15 protein-coding genes and 1 other annotated feature are annotated in these 16,761 nt (G+C 45.5%); of the genes, 4 read left to right on the top strand and 11 right to left on the bottom strand.

Annotated elements, in window-relative coordinates; all coding sequences use genetic code 11:
- Positions 1 to 6: 6 nt before the first annotated feature.
- The 6 genes from IGK63_RS02170 to IGK63_RS02145 all read right to left on the bottom strand — a co-directional run bounded on the left by IGK63_RS02170 (position 7) and on the right by IGK63_RS02145 (position 4,874).
- Positions 7 to 444: a PIN domain-containing protein gene (locus IGK63_RS02170; RefSeq protein WP_016611400.1), complete on the bottom strand. Its 438-nt coding sequence runs from the start codon at positions 442 to 444 to the stop codon at positions 7 to 9.
- Positions 445 to 451: 7 nt separating this feature from the next.
- A complete protein-coding gene (locus tag IGK63_RS02165) occupies positions 452 to 769 on the bottom strand; it encodes an AbrB/MazE/SpoVT family DNA-binding domain-containing protein (protein WP_016611401.1) in 318 nt (105 codons plus the stop codon).
- Between the two features lie 176 nt (positions 770 to 945).
- Positions 946 to 1,749 (bottom strand): amino acid ABC transporter substrate-binding protein, encoded by an 804-nt coding sequence (locus tag IGK63_RS02160; protein ID WP_016611402.1) that lies wholly within the window; start codon positions 1,747 to 1,749, stop codon positions 946 to 948.
- Positions 1,750 to 1,762: 13 nt separating this feature from the next.
- Positions 1,763 to 2,395, bottom strand: coding sequence for an amino acid ABC transporter ATP-binding protein (locus IGK63_RS02155; protein ID WP_016611403.1), 633 nt, complete (start codon positions 2,393 to 2,395; stop codon positions 1,763 to 1,765).
- Between the two features lie 12 nt (positions 2,396 to 2,407).
- Positions 2,408 to 3,052, bottom strand: coding sequence for an amino acid ABC transporter permease (locus IGK63_RS02150; RefSeq protein WP_005232226.1), 645 nt, complete (start codon positions 3,050 to 3,052; stop codon positions 2,408 to 2,410).
- A 306-nt stretch (positions 3,053 to 3,358) separates the two neighbouring features.
- Positions 3,359 to 3,593 (bottom strand) — a binding site (T-box leader).
- Between the two features lie 126 nt (positions 3,594 to 3,719).
- Positions 3,720 to 4,874, bottom strand: a complete 1,155-nt coding sequence (locus tag IGK63_RS02145) for a cobalamin-independent methionine synthase II family protein (protein ID WP_016611408.1) — start codon at positions 4,872 to 4,874, stop codon at positions 3,720 to 3,722.
- A gap of 126 nt (positions 4,875 to 5,000) precedes the next feature.
- Here IGK63_RS02145 and IGK63_RS02140 point away from each other — a divergent pair, with 126 nt between their 5' ends.
- Complete coding sequence (locus tag IGK63_RS02140) at positions 5,001 to 5,921, top strand: LysR family transcriptional regulator (RefSeq protein WP_016611409.1); 921 nt, start codon at positions 5,001 to 5,003, stop codon at positions 5,919 to 5,921.
- Positions 5,922 to 6,049: 128 nt separating this feature from the next.
- Here the strand turns inward: IGK63_RS02140 and IGK63_RS02135 are convergent, their stop codons facing one another.
- From IGK63_RS02135 to IGK63_RS02115, 5 genes are all read right to left on the bottom strand, one after another.
- The gene (locus tag IGK63_RS02135; RefSeq protein ID WP_016611410.1) at positions 6,050 to 8,416 is read right to left on the bottom strand and encodes a phosphoketolase family protein; all 2,367 of its coding nucleotides are present in this window, start codon (positions 8,414 to 8,416) and stop codon (positions 6,050 to 6,052) included.
- A 197-nt stretch (positions 8,417 to 8,613) separates the two neighbouring features.
- Entirely contained in the window at positions 8,614 to 10,038 is a 1,425-nt protein-coding gene (gene araA, locus IGK63_RS02130; RefSeq protein ID WP_034872064.1) for an L-arabinose isomerase, read from the bottom strand.
- Between the two features lie 19 nt (positions 10,039 to 10,057).
- Positions 10,058 to 10,753 (bottom strand): L-ribulose-5-phosphate 4-epimerase, encoded by a 696-nt coding sequence (locus IGK63_RS02125; RefSeq protein ID WP_008376133.1) that lies wholly within the window; start codon positions 10,751 to 10,753, stop codon positions 10,058 to 10,060.
- A gap of 19 nt (positions 10,754 to 10,772) precedes the next feature.
- Positions 10,773 to 12,368, bottom strand: a complete 1,596-nt coding sequence (locus IGK63_RS02120) for a xylulokinase (RefSeq protein WP_016611412.1) — start codon at positions 12,366 to 12,368, stop codon at positions 10,773 to 10,775.
- Positions 12,369 to 12,372: 4 nt separating this feature from the next.
- Entirely contained in the window at positions 12,373 to 13,479 is a 1,107-nt protein-coding gene (locus tag IGK63_RS02115; RefSeq protein WP_016611413.1) for a GntR family transcriptional regulator, read from the bottom strand.
- Positions 13,480 to 13,661: 182 nt separating this feature from the next.
- On the opposite strand from IGK63_RS02115, the gene IGK63_RS02110 reads away from it, so the two are divergent.
- The 3 genes from IGK63_RS02110 (at position 13,662) to IGK63_RS02100 (ending at position 16,734) form a co-directional block, all read left to right on the top strand.
- Positions 13,662 to 14,483: an SHOCT domain-containing protein gene (locus IGK63_RS02110; protein ID WP_008376140.1), complete on the top strand. Its 822-nt coding sequence runs from the start codon at positions 13,662 to 13,664 to the stop codon at positions 14,481 to 14,483.
- Positions 14,484 to 14,812: 329 nt separating this feature from the next.
- On the top strand, positions 14,813 to 15,517 hold the full coding sequence (locus tag IGK63_RS02105) for a helix-turn-helix domain-containing protein (protein ID WP_016611417.1): 705 nt from the start codon (positions 14,813 to 14,815) through the stop codon (positions 15,515 to 15,517).
- A 107-nt stretch (positions 15,518 to 15,624) separates the two neighbouring features.
- Positions 15,625 to 16,734 (top strand): ABC transporter ATP-binding protein, encoded by a 1,110-nt coding sequence (locus IGK63_RS02100; RefSeq protein WP_008376142.1) that lies wholly within the window; start codon positions 15,625 to 15,627, stop codon positions 16,732 to 16,734.
- Positions 16,735 to 16,761 lie beyond the last annotated feature (27 nt).

Here is a 16,761-nt window from a genome sequence, read left to right as displayed (position 1 = left end):
CAGTGATCATCCTCTTTTTAGTTGGTGAACAAATTCAGCGACTGTATAGACAATCAGTCCTGATGATTTAAAATCAGCTGTATTGGTCGTTACTAGACTGTCGATTTGATTTCGCTTCGCACAAGCTGCTAAAACAGCATCTTCAAAATCTGTCATTGTTGAATCAAGCGCCTGAACGCAATCTGCTTCCGTGACTGTTAAGACGGTATGCACTTGGATCAGTTTTTTGACTTCCCTCCGAGCATCGACTCCTGCTGCTCCATCGAGAATATAGAAAAGATCCGTTAATGTACTTGCCGTAATCACGCCCTCGCAAAGTCCATAGATGGAACTGTTGTATATCAGTTTGATGGCTTCTTGATGGCTTTTAGACCCTCTTCCTAATAAATAGTCAAGGATCACATTGGTGTCAATCACGACTCGTTTGGCTTTGTATTTGGTCATGTTCCTTTCATTCTCCCAGATATTTTTTCCTACGCCGTTCGTTTCTTACTTTTTTGATGTCCACAAAGTGAGGTGTTTCAAATGAATCTGCTAAAATGCCTTGCAAAGAATCGACTAAACGAAGTTTCTCCTCTGGGGACAACTCCCCTGCTGGTTGCTTTTCTGTAATAACTAACTGTTTTTTGCCATTGACTTCTTCTGCCAGTTCCATTTCTAGTTCAGAACCTACCTGGAGATCCAATTTTCGAATCATTTTCTTAGACAAGCGAACCCCTTGTCCGTTGCCCCACTTAATCAAATGAGCGGTCTCTTTATAATGTTCCACTCGGCTCACCCCTCTTTATCGGATTTTCCTTGCTACCTATCATTATAACATGAGCACGCATATGTATACACAAGTATATACTTCAATCGTTCCTTCTTTACTTAGATACGCAAAAGAAATGAATGTATAAAAAAACACCAGCTGCTAAGCAGCCAGTGCCTCTTGTTGACTTGTTTTTAGTTTGGTGTGACGTCTTCGCCAAACCACTTTTCAGAGATTTCAGCAAAGGTACCATTGTCTTGCAATTCTTTCAAACCATCGTTGATTTTATCTGCCATGGCTTGATCGTCTTTACGCACACCTACAGCAAAATCTTCTGCTTCAAAAGGGCTTTCGATTTCGTTGAAGTCATCGGTTTTGCCTGTTTGAGTCAAATAATATTCTGCGTAGACGCGGTCGATCAAAAGACCGTCGATCCGACCGTTTTCTAGATCGATAAAGGCTTCATTAAAACTGGCATACAAGGTTGCGTCATTGCCGTCTATAAGATCCTTCAAAACTTCCGGTTGGTTATTGAAGGTCTCATAACCAGAAGAACCTTCTTGGGCACCTAAGACTTTGCCCGCCATATCATCGAAGCTAGTAATGCCGCTTGATTTCGCTGTGACCAAGACTTGTTTATTTTCCATATAAGTATCTGTAAACAATACTTTTTCTTCACGAGCTGCGGTTTTGGTATACCCGTTCCAGATCATATCGATGGTGCCATTGCTTAGTTCGGTTTCTTTCATGGACCAATCGATTGGTTGAAATTTGACTTTGGTTCCTGTTAGATCCAAAATCGCTGTGGCTAAATCCACATCAAACCCAACGATGTTGCCTTGGTCGTCTTTAAAGCCCATCGGTACGAAGGTATCGTCTAGGCCGACGATCACTTCTTCTTTGTCAGCGGCACTGGTTGTGGTGTCATTGCTACTGCCGCACGCCCCTAATAAAAATACACTTGCTGCTGCGATTCCCGTTAATAGTAATTTTTTCATTTTGTTCTCCCCCTTATTCTCCTGCTACTTTTAATAATTGATCGCCGATATTTTCGGCAAAAACCAAATCATGGGTCACCACGATCTGGGTCACTCCTTCTTTTTTCAGATCCAAGATCAGCTGTTCGACTTGCTGTCTCAAGCCTGGATCTAAGGCGCTGGTAGGCTCGTCATAGGCCAACACTTTGGGATTCATCGCCATCGCTCGTGCGATAGCCACCCGTTGCCGCTGCCCCCCGGACAACTGGAAGGGGTATTGAGCTAATAGGTCACTTAACCCTAGTTTTTCTGCCAACTGTTCGGCTTTTGCTGTATACGTGGCTTTGTCTTGTTTTAGCACCATTTTTGGTGCCAAAGTGATGTTTTCAAAAACCGACAAGTGGGGAAACAATTGGAAGTCTTGGAAGACGACACCGACGACTTGTTCTTGTTCTTTTGTGTCGGTGGGATCAAAGGCTTTGCCATCCAGTAAAAAGCTTCCAGAATCGATCGTTTCTAACCCAGCCAGTGTCCGAAGCAAGGTGGTTTTCCCGCCACCGGAAGGACCGACCACCGCTAAGATACTGCCGTCTTCGATCGTCAGGTCTAGCTGATCGATGACTTTTTTGGCGCCAAATGATTTTGATACTTGTTTTAGTTCTAACATACGTGGTTCCTCCTAACGGTAATAGTCCAGTTTGGTCTCGATTTGTTTTAACAATAACGTGAAGACGCCCGTCATCACCAAGTAGATCAAGCCAACCCCAACTAACGGAAGCAAGGTACTGTCTCGCTCCATGGCGATTTTTCCGATTCGCATCACGTCTGACAAGCCCAAGATGTAGACGAGGGATGTGTCTTTGACAAGATTGATGACTTCATTGCCGACAGATGGCAGGGTGATCTTGACAACTTGTGGGATGATGATTTTTTGGATCGTTTGGATTGGGGATAAACGCAAGACTTTCGCAGCTTCGTATTGTCCGGCTGGAATCGATTGGATCCCCCCACGGAAAATCTCAGCAAAATAAGCAGCGTAATTGATGATAAAGGCGATCAAGGCTGCTTCAAAGCGATCAAAGACGATCCCTAAAATCGGCAGACCGTAGAAAACAAAGATCAACTGCAGCAATAAAGGCGTTCCTCGCATCAACCAAACGTAGACTTGCACGATCAATTTCAAAATACGCAGGCGGCTGGCCAAAACAAAGGCAAACAAGATGCCTAAGGGAATGGACCCGATTAAGGTCAGTGCGAACAATTTAACGGTGATTCCGGTTCCTGAAATTAGTTGGGGCATAACATTGACTAAATACTCAAACATGGTGACTTCCTCCTTGATAGGTTTCAATTTCGCTTGGCAGAAAAACAGCTTAGCGACGGCTTACTCCGACGCTTATGTGGCGCTGTGCGTTGGCTGGTGAGGGCAACTGGCAAGTTTCATTTTTCTAAAAAAGAAAAACAAAAAAAGCGCACACTGGCATTTGCCAGAGGACGCTAGATACGTGGTTCCACCTCAATTTGCCTTTCCTTCACAGGAAAAGGCCTCGTGCAGTCCTTGTGATCCTTCCACTTTCGGTTTTCGGTGAGCCGCAAAAAAAGAGAAAAAAACGTCCCCTAGCCATTACAGCTAAAGGACGTTATCAACGCGGTTCCACCTTTGTTTATCAGTGCTTCACAGCAACTGAACTCAGAAAGTCATCAATCAATGACTGCTGCTGTAACGGGCAAACCCGGTCTCTCCTACTTTTCTTTCGGAAAAACGACTCCAAGATGTGTTTCACAACCATGCGTTATCTCTTTGCACCAACCAGAGACTCTCTTCAAACAGCAAGCCTTGCTACTCTTCTTTTCGATGTCTGTTTCATTAAGTTGTGTCTTACTTTACTCGCTCTTAAAGAAAATGTCAAACATTTTTTCTGAAATTTTCGAAACTTTGTCGCATGCACCGATTTCGAGGGGAAGATTCAGGGAAAAGAAGACGCAACTGCTTAACCGAAGTATGCTTCAGCTAAGGCTTGCCCTTGCTTGATTTTTGCCCATTGCTGCTCAGTCGAAAGCTCATTGCCGCAGTCACAAGAGGCAAAGCCACATTGATGAGAAAGATAAAGCCGCTCCTTAGGAATGATTTGACTAGCTTTGTCTAATAAGGCGATCACTCGCTCTTCATCGTCTAATGTGGCGGTTTTGCTGGATAATAAGCCTAAGACAACCTCCACTTCTGGACGATCTTTCAGCGCTTCTAAAGCCGAGATATCACCGGCACGGTCATCGTCCCACTCTAGGAAAAAGCGGTCATAATGCTGATCACGTAAGAATTTTTCGGCGATCGCTTTGTAGGTACCACTGGCTGCCGCGCGGCTTTGGTAATTGCCGCGACAATTGTGGGTCCAGACTTTTAATCCTAATTCGTGGGCGTAATCAGCGACTTCGTTGTTGATCGCCACGAATTCATCGGCTAACGCTTCTAAGCCGTCATTGCCTTGGGTGAAGAAGCTCTTGTCATTGTCTTCAGCAAATAGTTCCCATAAACAATCATCGAACTGAACGATCTCACCACCGGCTTCTCGGTATTCCTGCAAGAATTCCTTGTAGGCGTTAAGCAGCCCTTCCCGCAAGGCTTCTTTCGTTGGATATACCTGACCTTCACCAACGAGGTCGTTAAAGACAGTCAGCTCGGTAAAGGCGTGGGCAGCCCCCCAGACGGTGATTTTGACTGGCAGGTCGCCAGCTTGGCGTTTGGTTTCTTTAAACAATGTCAAGTAATGATGGTTTTTGCCAGATAATGGTTCTGTGATCCGGATGCCGATGTCTTTACGCGTTTCAAAATGTCCACCGTCCAAATCTTCAAAGGCATACCCATGATCGGAGATATAGCGCTCAACGCCTTTTAATCCCCAGAGAAAATCCAGGTGCCACATCGAGCGGCCATGTTCGCCATCTGTGATGACTGTAATGCCGTGTTCTTTTTGCGCTTCAATGATGTCAGCGATCGCTTTTGCTTCCGTTTCTTGGTAGCCAGGAAACGCATCATAAAACGGGTAGCGGATGTCCTCCCGATGCTCGATTTGATTTTTGTAGTCCAATAAATCTTGTGGTCGTAACAATGACCCCACAAGCTGAAATTTGTCTGTTGCCATATCCATTCCTCCTATACAAAGTTTTCAAAATTGTTAGATTTATTCTAGCAAACATCTTATACTATAGATAATACTTATAAACTTATATATTCCATAGGCAATACCTATAACACAAAAAGGAGGTTGCTTCCCATGCGTATCCAGCAGCTTGAATATTTGGAAAAAATCGTAGAGACCGGCTCTTTCAATGAAGCCGCCAAACAGCTTTTCATCAGTCAGCCATCCCTCTCCCAAGCCATGAAAGAGTTGGAAAAAGAGTATGATCTGCAGCTGTTTTACCGTAGTAAATTAGGGGTGACCTTGACCGATGATGGCCGTTCCTTTCTCAACTATGCTCGAAATATTTTAGACCAAGTCAATCTCTTGGACGAACGCTTTCGCAAAGACAGCCATCGCAAGCATGTTTTCAGTGTTTCTGCACAGCACTATGCCTTCGTCGTCCACGCCTTCGTAGAGCTGGTCAAACAGTTAGGGGAAGATGAATTTCAATTCACCTTGCGGGAGACCCAAACACAAAATGTATTGGATGATATCCAGACGTTTAAGAGCGAATTGGGGGTCATTTATCTGAATGATTTCAACACGACGGTCCTCACCCGTTTGATCCACGAAAAAGACCTGCAATTCATTCCTTTATTTGAAGCCAAACCCCACGTCTTCATCGGCCGAGAAAATCCACTGACTCAGAAAAAAAGCATCACATTAGCTGATTTGGAACCTTATACCTATTTGTCGTACGAACAAGGGGAAACCAATTCCTTCTACTTTTCTGAAGAGATCTTAAGCACTTTACAACGCAAAAAACACATTCGCATCAGCGATCGTGCCACGATTTTCAATTTGATGGTGGGTCTCAACGGCTATACCATCAGCTCTGGGATCATCAGCAGTGAGCTGAATGATGAAAAAATCGTTGCGATTCCTTTGGAAGTCGATGATGCGATGACCCTAGGTTACCTCAAACACAAGAAAATGGAACTGAGCGAGATGGCTTTGGACTATCTCGCCTTGTTGAAACAGCATATCAAAAATTACGGTTTCGACGTCTTTTAAAAAAACGATCCGCAGACAGTCGGTCGGGCTTCCTTGGTAAGGCGTCCCGACCCTGTTGCGGATCGTTTTGTACTGTTTGGTCTTCTTCTGTTCTTAAATTATCTTACGTTGGTGTTGTGGAGAAAAAATCAACGCAATGGTTTCCATTCCCACTCTTCGACTTCGGCGATATCATAGCCGTTTTCTCGAATAAAGTCATGGTGATACGCAACGGTGTCTGCCATTTTTTTGGCAAAGTCCGTTGCTTTTTCTCCATAGACCCATTCGGCGGCGTCTTTGGCTAAGTGGAAGCGATCCAATTCAGAAAGGATCCGCATATCAAACGGTGTCGTGATGTCGCCATTTTCTCGGTACCCATGAATATGAAGCTGTTGGTTGCGACGGCCAAAAAAGATGTCGCGAATCAGTCCTTCATACCCGTGGAAAGCAAACACGATCGGTTTGTCTTTCGTAAAGTAGGCTTCGAATGCTTCATCGCTCAACCCACGAGGATCGACTTCTGGACGACGCAATTTCAATAGATCGACCACATTGATGAAGCGGACTTTCAACTCTGGGAAGGCTTCAATCAGCAAGGAAACAGCAGCTAATGCTTCCAAATTCGGTTCCGTCCCGGCAGCTGCGATCACGATGTCCGGTTCTTGTCCTTCATCTGTCGATGCCCAGTCGATGACTTTCAAGCCATCTTTGACAAGCACTTTCGCTTCATCCGCCGAATAAAACTGCGGACGTGGGTGTTTCGAAGAGACCACTAGATTGATCTTTTCTTCAGAAGCGAGCGTTTCTGCCATGACAGCCATCAAGCTATTGGCATCGGCTGGCAAGTAGACCCGCACAAAGTCGGCTTTTTTCTCTGCAATATGGGTCATGATCCCTGGATCTTGGTGGGTGTACCCATTATGGTCTTGTTGGAAGACCGTTGATGAAGCGATCAAATTCAATGAGGGGTACGGGTTGCGCCAGTCAAGATCATGGGCTTTTCGTAACCATTTGAAGTGCTGCGTGATCATAGAATCAACGACTCTTAGGAATGACTCGTAGCTGGCAAAGAAGCCATGACGCCCCGTCAGCACATAGCCTTCCAAGAAGCCTTCTGCTTGATGTTCTGATAATTGTGAATCAATCACACGTCCCACTGAAGACAGCCATTCATCATAATCAGGATGTTTTGGCTCCAACCATTGGCGGTCCGTGACTTCGAACACATGGTTCAACCGATTGGATTTGGCTTCATCTGGGCCAAAAATGCGGAAGTTGTCAGGATTTTCTTTGATGATGTCACGGGCAAATTTCCCAAAGACCATCATATCTTGGGCCGTCGTTTCCCCTGGTGTCTCAATCGCAATGGCATGTGCTTGCCAATCTGGCAAGCGTAGCGGTTGCGGATCGATCCCCCCGTTGGTGATTGGGTTGACAGCCATCCGTTGCTCCCCTTTTGGCGCCAATTCTTGAATCTCAGCGTTGATGCGGCCGTTTTCGTCAAAAAGCTCTTCTGGACGATAAGACTGCAGCCAATCCGTCAAAGCATCCACGTGTTCCATATGTTTCGCATTGACAGGGATCGGCACTTGGTGGGCACGGAAGCCCCCTTCAATCGGCTCGCCATCCCAGACTTTCGGTCCAGTCCACCCTTTTGGTGTGCGAACGATTAAAACAGGCCAATGAGGCATAGCGGCTTCTTCCGCAGAACCTTTGCGGGCTTCTGCTTGGATCGCGTGGATCTGTTCGATGGCTTGATCCATCTTCTGTGCCAATTGCGGATGAACCGCTTCTGGATCGTCCCCTTCTACGAAATAAGGGGTCCAACCCATGCCTTCAAAATATTTCGTGAGATCTTGGTCGCTTTTACGAGCCAAAATCGTTGGATTGGCAATTTTGGCGCCATTCAAATGCAAGATAGGCAAAATTGCGCCATCATTGACTGGGTTGATAAAGGTATTTGAAAACCAGCTGCCCGCTAACGGTCCGGTTTCGGCTTCACCATCACCGACCACTACTGCTGCAATGACATCGGGATTGTCTAAAATAGCTCCGGTAGCGTGGGCGATGGAATAGCCTAGCTCGCCGCCTTCATGGATCGAACCTGGCGTTTCAGGTGCCGCATGAGAAGCGATCCCACCTGGGAAAGAGAAAGTTTTGAATAATTGTTTCATCCCTGCTTCGTCTTGGGTGGCTTTTGGATAGATCTCACTGTAGCTGCCGTCTAAATAAGCATTCGCAACCATGACTTGTCCGCCATGGCCCGGTCCTTCGATATAAAACATGTTTAAGTCGTACTTATTGATGACGCGATTGAGATGGGTGTAAATAAAATTTTGTCCGGCGATCGTTCCCCAGTGACCAATTGGATTCACTTTCAAGTCTTTTTCTTCGATGGGGCGGCGCAATAAGGGATTGTCTTTCAAATAGATCTGACCAACGGAAAGGTAGTTGGCTGCTCGCCACCAAGCGTTCATTTTCTGATAATACTCTAGTGTATCGTAGGTTGTCTTCATTGTGCTCCTCCTTTTAGTCCATTGTTCCACTCTTACATAAAAGTCTATGCCCCCTATATTTAAAAGTCAATTTTGCTGATTGCTGGTGCTTTCAAGGGTTTGCTTGCCCGCACTTTACAGCCAGAAGGCAAGAAAGCTTAAGAAAAACGCAAAGAAACCGCCGACCATCGCCAACGGTTCCTTTTGTGATTGGGTACTTATTTGATCGTTACGTATTCTAATCCTACAAGTTTCGCCCATGTTTCGATCTGATCAGAATTTAGGACAAGTGAGACAACGGTGTGATGGCCACCGCCTGTTTCGATCCACTGTTTGACGCCATCGTGGAAGTTTGGTTTTGGCGTCCACATTACTCGTGCAACCGGTAGTTTTGGTGCTTCTTCAGTTGGCTCAAAGGCATCGACTTCATTGATCAATAATTTGTAGTGAGTGCCAAAGTCGGCCATCGAAACCACGACACCTTCGCCGCCTTGGCCGTCAAACACGAGCCGGGCTGGGTCTTCACGATCCCCCATCGACAATGGCGAAACCACGATTTTTGGTTTGCTGGCTGCTAATACCGGATCGACTTCCATCATGTGGGATTGCAAGATGGCTTCTTTTCCTGGTGTCAGCTCATAGGTGTAGTCTTCCATAAAGCCAGTCGCTTTATTGTGAGCCATGATTTTCATCAAGCGGTCAATAGCGGCTGTTTTCCAGTCCCCTTCACCGGCAAACCCATAGCCTTCTGCCATCAAGCGTTGTACAGCTAAACCAGGCAACTGCTGCATACCATACAAGTCTTCAAAGTTCGTGGTAAATGCCGTATAGCCGCCTGCTTCAAGGAAGCGGCGCAGACCGATTTCTTGTTTGGCTTGTGCTTTGACATGACGTGCCCACTCTTCTTTGTCGTAATCGCCATAATCGAAATCATACAGCTGGCTGTATTCTTCAAAGAGTGCATCGATTTCTTCGTCAGTCACCGCATCGACAACTTGTACCAAATCGCCGATCCCAAAATAATCAACGGTCCAACCAAATTGGATCTGTGCTTCGACTTTGTCGCCTTCCGTCACCCCAACGTTACGCATGTTGTCGCCAAAACGAGCGACTTTAATTTGGAAGCTTTCATTGTAGCCGACTGCCACGTCCATCCAAGCAGCAATTTCTTTTTGGATGGCTTCATTTTTCCAATAACCGACAACGATTTTATTTTGCTTTTTCAAACGGGCATTGATAAATCCGTATTCTCGGTCACCATGAGCCGCTTGGTTCAAGTTCATAAAGTCCATATCGATGGTTTCCCATGGAATTTGTTCATTGTATTGAGTGGCAAGGTGCAGCAATGGTTTTTGTAATAATTTCGTGCCGCGAATCCACATTTTTGCAGGTGAGAAGGTGTGCATCCAGGTGATCACCCCAGCGACTTCATTCCGATAGTTGACTTCTTTCATGATTTTCGTAATCGTATCGGCAGTAACAGCGAGTTCTTGTAAAACAACTGGATAAGGCAGCTTTGAGCTGTCATTTAAGCTTTTGACCATTTCTTCTGCATGATCCCGTACTTCTTGTAATGCTTCTTCTCCATATAAGTGCTGTGATCCTACGACGAACCAAAATTCTTTTTTCCCGATTTCTAACATTCTACTTGCTCCTTTTTCGTTATTTTTGCCCGTAATAGGCATTTTCTCCATGTTTGCGTAAATAATGTTTGTCTAAGACCCGCTGCGGCAATTCGGGTGCGTAACTGTTGAGCTGGCGCGTGATAAAATTCATCTTAGCGACTTCTTCTAAGACAACTGCGTTCATCACCGCCGCATCCGCCGTTTTGCCCCAGGTAAACGGTCCATGACCGTGAAGCAAGACACCAGGAATTTCTTCTGGCGTGATGCCGCGTTCCTTAAAGGTTTCGACGATCACCTGTCCTGTTTGTGCTTCATAGCCTTCATCGATCTCGGCTTGCGTCAAAAAGCGGGCACAGGGGACTGCTCCATAAAACGTATCGGCATGGGTCGTGCCCATCGCTGGCAGATCGAGTCCTGCCTGAGCCCAGCTCGTTGCCCAAGTAGAATGGGTATGGACGATCCCACCAATTTCTGGAAATGCTTTGTATAAAACGGCATGCGTCGGCGTATCGGAGGAAGGATTTTTTGCCCCTTCCACTACGTTGCCTTCAAAATCACAAACCACCATATCACTGGCTTGCATGGTTTCATAGTCAACACCGCTAGGTTTGATGACAAACAACTGCTGTTGGCGATCCACTGCTGACACATTGCCCCAGGTGTATTTGATCAATCCTTGCTTCGGCAATGCCAAATTGGCTTGAAAGACTTCTTCTTTTAATCCTTCTAACACAAAATTCCCTTCTTTCTTTTTAAATCAACGCATCGATTGCCGCTTGCTCGATCGGCAACCCTGCTTGGTAACGTTGGGTAAAGACGGTGAATCCCTGAATGTCCGCTTCCGTTGGGGCTAACGTCACGCCGTGGTCATTTTTAAACACTTGATCTGCCAAGAATGCGGCCAAGGATTGTTCTGGCGTGTGACGGCGAAGGTATGCTGCTAAAAGGGCGATCCCCCAGGCGCCGCCTTCACCAGCCGTTTCCATGACCGTGACTGGGGCTTCCATGACAGCTGCCAAGACACGTTGGGCAACTTCTGGCGTCTTGAAGATCCCACCGTGACCAACGATTCGATCAATGGCGACGTCTTCGGCTTCCAGAATCTTCATCCCGATCTTCATCGCACCAAAGGCACTAAACAGATGTAAGCGCATGAAATTTGCTAAAGTAAAAGAACTCTCTGGCGATCGGACGAAAAGCGGCCGTCCTTCAGGGATCTTAGTGATATTTTCACCAGAATAATAGCCATAAGAAAGCATCCCGCCACATTCTGAATCCCCTTTCAATGCTTCGTTGAATAAGGTCGCAAACAATTCTTCCGTGGAAAGTTTCATTCCAGCTGCGTCGGCAAATTCGCGGAAAAGTTTGACCCAGGCATTGATCTCCGAGGTACAGTTATTCGTATGGACCATCCCCACCAAATCACCAGAAGGCGTCGTGACCAAATCGATCTCTGGATACACTTGCGTTAAGGGTTCTTCTAAGACGATCATGGCAAAAGCCGACGTCCCGGCTGAAACATTCCCGCTTCGCTGTGCCACACTATTCGTGGCAACCATGCCAGTGCCCGCATCGCCTTCTGGCGGACATAACGGGATGCCGGCTTGCAAGGTACCGGTTGGGTCGAGTTTTTTTGCGCCTTCTGCCGTCAATGTGCCGGCTGGTTCGCCTGCTGTCAACACTTGTGGCAAAAGGTCTTTGATCTGCCAAGGATACCCCTGACTGCTGATTTGTGCATCAAATTGCTGCAGCATATTCGCATCATAGTTTTTTGTCGTACTGTCGATTGGGAACATACCAGATGCATCGCCGATTCCGATAACTTTTTCCCCTGTCAGCTGCCAATGCACATAGCCGGCTAAGGTAGTGAAAAAAGCGACCTCTGGTACGTGAGCTTCTTGATTCAAAATCGCTTGATACAAGTGCGCGATACTCCAACGCTGCGGGATGTTGTATTGGAACAATGCCGTCAAAGCTTTTTCTGCTTCTTCCGTGATCGCATTTCGCCATGTCCGAAAAGGGACCAACAGCGTGCCTTGCTGATCAAAGGCCATATAGCCGTGCATCATTGCAGAAAAACCGATACTGCCGATCGTCGTCAAAGGTACCTCGAATTGCTGCTGGATATTGTGCGCCAACTCTTGGTAGCTGGCTTGCAGTCCTTGCCAAATCGCTTCTAGCGAGTAGGTCCAAATCCCTTGCCCCAATTGATTTTCCCATTCAAAGCTGCCGGAAGCGATCGTCTGAAACTGTTCATCGATCAAGACGGCTTTGATCCGTGTCGAGCCTAGCTCGATCCCAAGAGACGTGCGCCCGTCAATAATTGCTTGCCTTACTTGTTGCGTCATCTTCTTACTCTCCTTTTTGGTTATTGACTGAACCGCGAACGATCAGCTCTGGTTCAAAATAAAAGCGTTGTGCTTCTGTTGCCTTACCTGTAGTGATCCATTGTGCTGCCAATTCCCCCATCGCTTCTTTCGGGTGAGTCAGTGTGGTGATCGTCGGTGTGGACAAGGTGCTAAGGGGCGAGTCATCGTTTCCTACGATCGAAAAATCAGTAGGAACGTTCTTCCCAGCAGCCGTCAATGCTTGAATCAAACGATGCGCGATCTCATCGTTGTAACAAACGATGCCTGTGACTTGATTATCGGCAGCCGTCAAGCGCTGGATCGCTTGTTCAATAACGGCTTCTTTCGTCTCCGTCGTATACGTCAAGACGTCTTCTGCTGCAAACGTCCGCTTGGCTTGGGTCAACGCTTTGACAAACCCTTTCATCCGATATTTCCCTTGTAAGTCATCGATTTTCGTGATCATCATCAACTGCTGATGCTGTTGTTCTAATAGATAATTGGTTGCTAAAAACCCAGAACGTGTATCGTTGACACAAATATGCGGCAAGTCTAGTTCTTCGTAATAGGCATTGATCATGACGAGAGGAATCCCAGCTTCTTGGAGGGCGACATAATAGGCAAGATTCGGGTTGTACTGGCTGCTCTTAGTTGGTTCAACGATCAACCCGTCTACCCCTTGATCCATCATTTGCTGCAAGCACGCTCTTTCTTGCTCATGGTCATTGTTGGTTGAGCCTAAAAGCAGTGAGTAGCCTTGCTCCCGCAATGTCTGCTCCACGCCACGCATGATCGATGGGAAAATATAATCAGACAAATAGGTCATGATGATCCCAATCGTTTTGCGGTTTTTACGATTGACAGTCTCAGGTTTTGAAACGTAGGTACCTGAGCCCCGTTCTTTTCTTAAATAACCTTCATTGACCAAAACAGCGATCGCTTGGCGCACCGTGTGGCGGCTATAATGAAATTCTTCCTGTAAGGTTGCTTCTGAAGGGATCGCATCGCCTTCTTGATAGGTGCCTAAGCGGATCTTTTCTCTTAAGATATCCGCTAGTTGTTCGTACTTATTCGCCATTTTTACCCCATCTTTCAAAAGTTGTCCGTACATCTAAGATACCAAGAAACCGCTTCCTTGTCAATTGCTGCTAGGGATTTTTTTCTAAAAAACCATAACGAAAAGAAGGAAAACGACAAAACACCCTTATTTTCATCAGAATAAAACGAATAAAAACGCTATTTGTTGTATAATTGAATAAAATATTACTTATTACGTTTAAGGAGGTAAGTATTTTGACGAGAACACCTAATGAAACCTACGAGGAACCCATTATTCTGTATTCAAAAAAATATCGAGAGAATCGCAGACATGATGCCAGCTGTCGTTGGTTCATTACGAAAAAAGGCGTCTGGATAAACAACACCCATCCAAAAATCCCGGATGAAAAGATTCCCATGGCAAAAATTGCCGATGTGGAATTACACATAGGCAAAGGTCTCTTAGTGGACTACCTCCGACTGCAGGTACCAGGTAATTCTCATCTGCTTTATTTCACCAATCGAATCGATGCCCAAAAAGCCTATGAATTTTTAACGGATCATTTGGCAGCACTTGGCGGACAATCAGCCAAAAGTTACGTGGATGAAGAGGCTGGTAAAATCAAATTACTGTCTTATCATTATCGTGATGCTTGGATCATCGCAGAAGATACCCTCACGATCATCGACTACAAAAAGAAAGAAAAGCAGGTTTTGCAGATTCCCCAGATCACCAGTGTCAGTCTGAAAGAAGTTGCCGAATCTGGTCTTTGGAAAGGCAATGGCTTCTTGGAACTGTATATTGGCGGCGGGGCAATCAGAGAAACCCATTCTCGCAGAAGGACGGAACCAAACCACTCCCTTTGCTTTGCCGAAAAAGACCTGCTGATTGCTCGGATCATACAGCGCTATCTCACTAACTTCCCCCGTAAGCATGCGATACTGCCCCCGCGACCAACTGTAACCCCGACGGAACAGGTCATTGCTGATCTTCGCGAACTGAAAATGTTGGTCGATGAAGGAATTTTGACTGAAGAAGAATTTGCCTTAAAGAAAAAACAACTGTTAGGATTATAGAAGCCATCGCTTCGGGAAAAAAGCAGTCCTCCTGCCATGCAAAGGCAGAGATTTCGGTGAAGGGCTGTGCTTTTTTCTGGGAAAATTTTGAACGGTTTTTTTAGAACATGCTATACTAAATGAAGAATACGTAGAGTATCTCAAAGGAGGTCTTTCTCATTTTTTCTTTTAATGACATCAAAGCGCGTTTCCCCCAGGCAACGCTGCATGACAAAGTATCCACAACGAAGGACATCGAATCCATCGCTTTCGGCAAAAAATATATTTGGCTGCCAACTGACCAATTAAGTGACAGTGAAAAACTGCTGATCCAACTGGGAAACGGCTCTTTGCAACCAGAAATCGATAACCGAAACCATCCATGGTATCCGATTTTATTTGAACATCAGCCCGTTCAAGACCAAACGTGGGTCCGAATGCTGCAAGTTCATTTCACCCGAACCATTGACTCCTTGCAATCCGAATGGCTCGCAGAGATCCAGCAAATGCTCCCTAGCGTGGTGGATCTTTTTTTCCTCACCGAAGACCATGCGGTGATCGTAGAAAAACAAGACGACACTAATTTACCCATCGAAGATCTCGACGGCTTATTCGTGGCTTTGGATATGGATTTCGACTGCTATTCTCAGCTGTTCGTCGGTCCCTTCCATCATCCGCGCCACGATTTCACTACCTTATGGGCAAGTGAGTCTACCCTGTTCAAAAATGAGTTAAAAACGAAAACCACCAGTAAAAGTATGGATCTGCCCAAAGTGGTCTTCGCTCTTTTTCGCAACGGCTTTTCCGAGTATATTTCCTTGTTTCGTACCTTGTATCTAGATTGGTTTGAAGAAGAGACCGAAACGATCATTCAATCACTGTGGCGCAATCAAGGCAATGCGAGTTCTACTGCCAAAGAACTGTTTATGCATCGGAATTCCCTTCTTTATAAGATCGATAAGTTTCAAACACTGACACGTTTAAATTTAAAAAATATGGATGATCTTTTGCTTTGCTATTTATTGATCGATCAGTTCACCCATCAGAGCAATTAAACAACCTGCACAAGAAAACGTTTTTTTCTTGTGCAGGTTTCCGTTGCACATTCGAAGCGTTTTCATTTATGCTATTCATGTAAACTAAATGGAAAGAGGTAATCCCAATGGTAGAAATGGCCTTAAAAAATATCCACAAAAAATATGACAATAATGATGCGTATTCGGTAACTGATTTTAATTTAGATATCGCGGATCGCGAATTCATCGTTTTCGTTGGACCTTCTGGTTGTGGAAAATCAACAACCCTTCGAATGATCGCTGGTTTAGAAGATATTTCTGAAGGCGAATTGAGCATCGGTGGAAAAGTAATGAACGATGTGGCACCAAAAGACCGCGACATCGCGATGGTTTTCCAGAACTACGCATTGTATCCCCATATGACTGTTTTCAACAACATGGCATTTGGTTTGAAATTGCGTAAATACGACAAAGAAGAAATCAAAAAACGCGTAGAAAATGCCGCTGAGATCTTAGGTTTGACAGAATACTTAGATCGTAAACCTGCTGCCCTTTCAGGTGGTCAGCGTCAACGGGTTGCCTTAGGCCGTGCCATCGTTCGTGATGCCAAAGTCTTCTTGATGGATGAGCCGTTGTCAAACTTAGATGCGAAATTGCGGGTTGCCATGCGTGCGGAAATCGCAAAATTACACCAACGTTTAGAAACAACGACGATCTATGTAACCCATGACCAAACAGAAGCGATGACCATGGCTGACCGGATCGTTATCATGAAAGATGGTTTCATTCAACAAATCGGTTCACCAAAAGAAGTCTACAACACACCGAAAAACATTTTCGTTGCCGGCTTTATCGGTTCACCAGCAATGAACTTCTTCAATGTTACGTTGAATAACGGTATGATCTCTGATGGTCAAAGTTTGAATTTACGTATTCCTGAAGGCAAGAATAAGATTCTTGTTGAAAAAGGCTACGAAGGCAAACAATTAGTCTTTGGTATTCGTCCAGAAGATATCCACAGTGAACAAATCGCATTGGAAGCTTCTCCTGAAGCAACTGTACGTGCTGAAGTGGTCGTATCTGAACTATTAGGTGCAGAAACAATGCTTTATACACGTGTAGGTGCGACTGAATTTATCTCGAAAGTTGATGCCCGCGACTTCCACCGTCCAGGTGAAACAGTTGATTTAGCTTTCAACATCAACAAAGCGCATTTCTTCGACAAAGATTCAGAAAATGTCATCACACTTCCTTAATTTGTAGTTACCATGCACTGTTCTCGG

Origin of the sequence: Enterococcus sp. AZ040 (assembly GCF_050499185.1) — a bacterium.
GTDB lineage: Bacteria > Bacillota > Bacilli > Lactobacillales > Enterococcaceae > Enterococcus_D > Enterococcus_D entomosocium.
The sequence above is the reverse complement of the archived record's forward strand: the minus strand, read 5'-3'. Positions and strand labels throughout refer to the sequence as shown.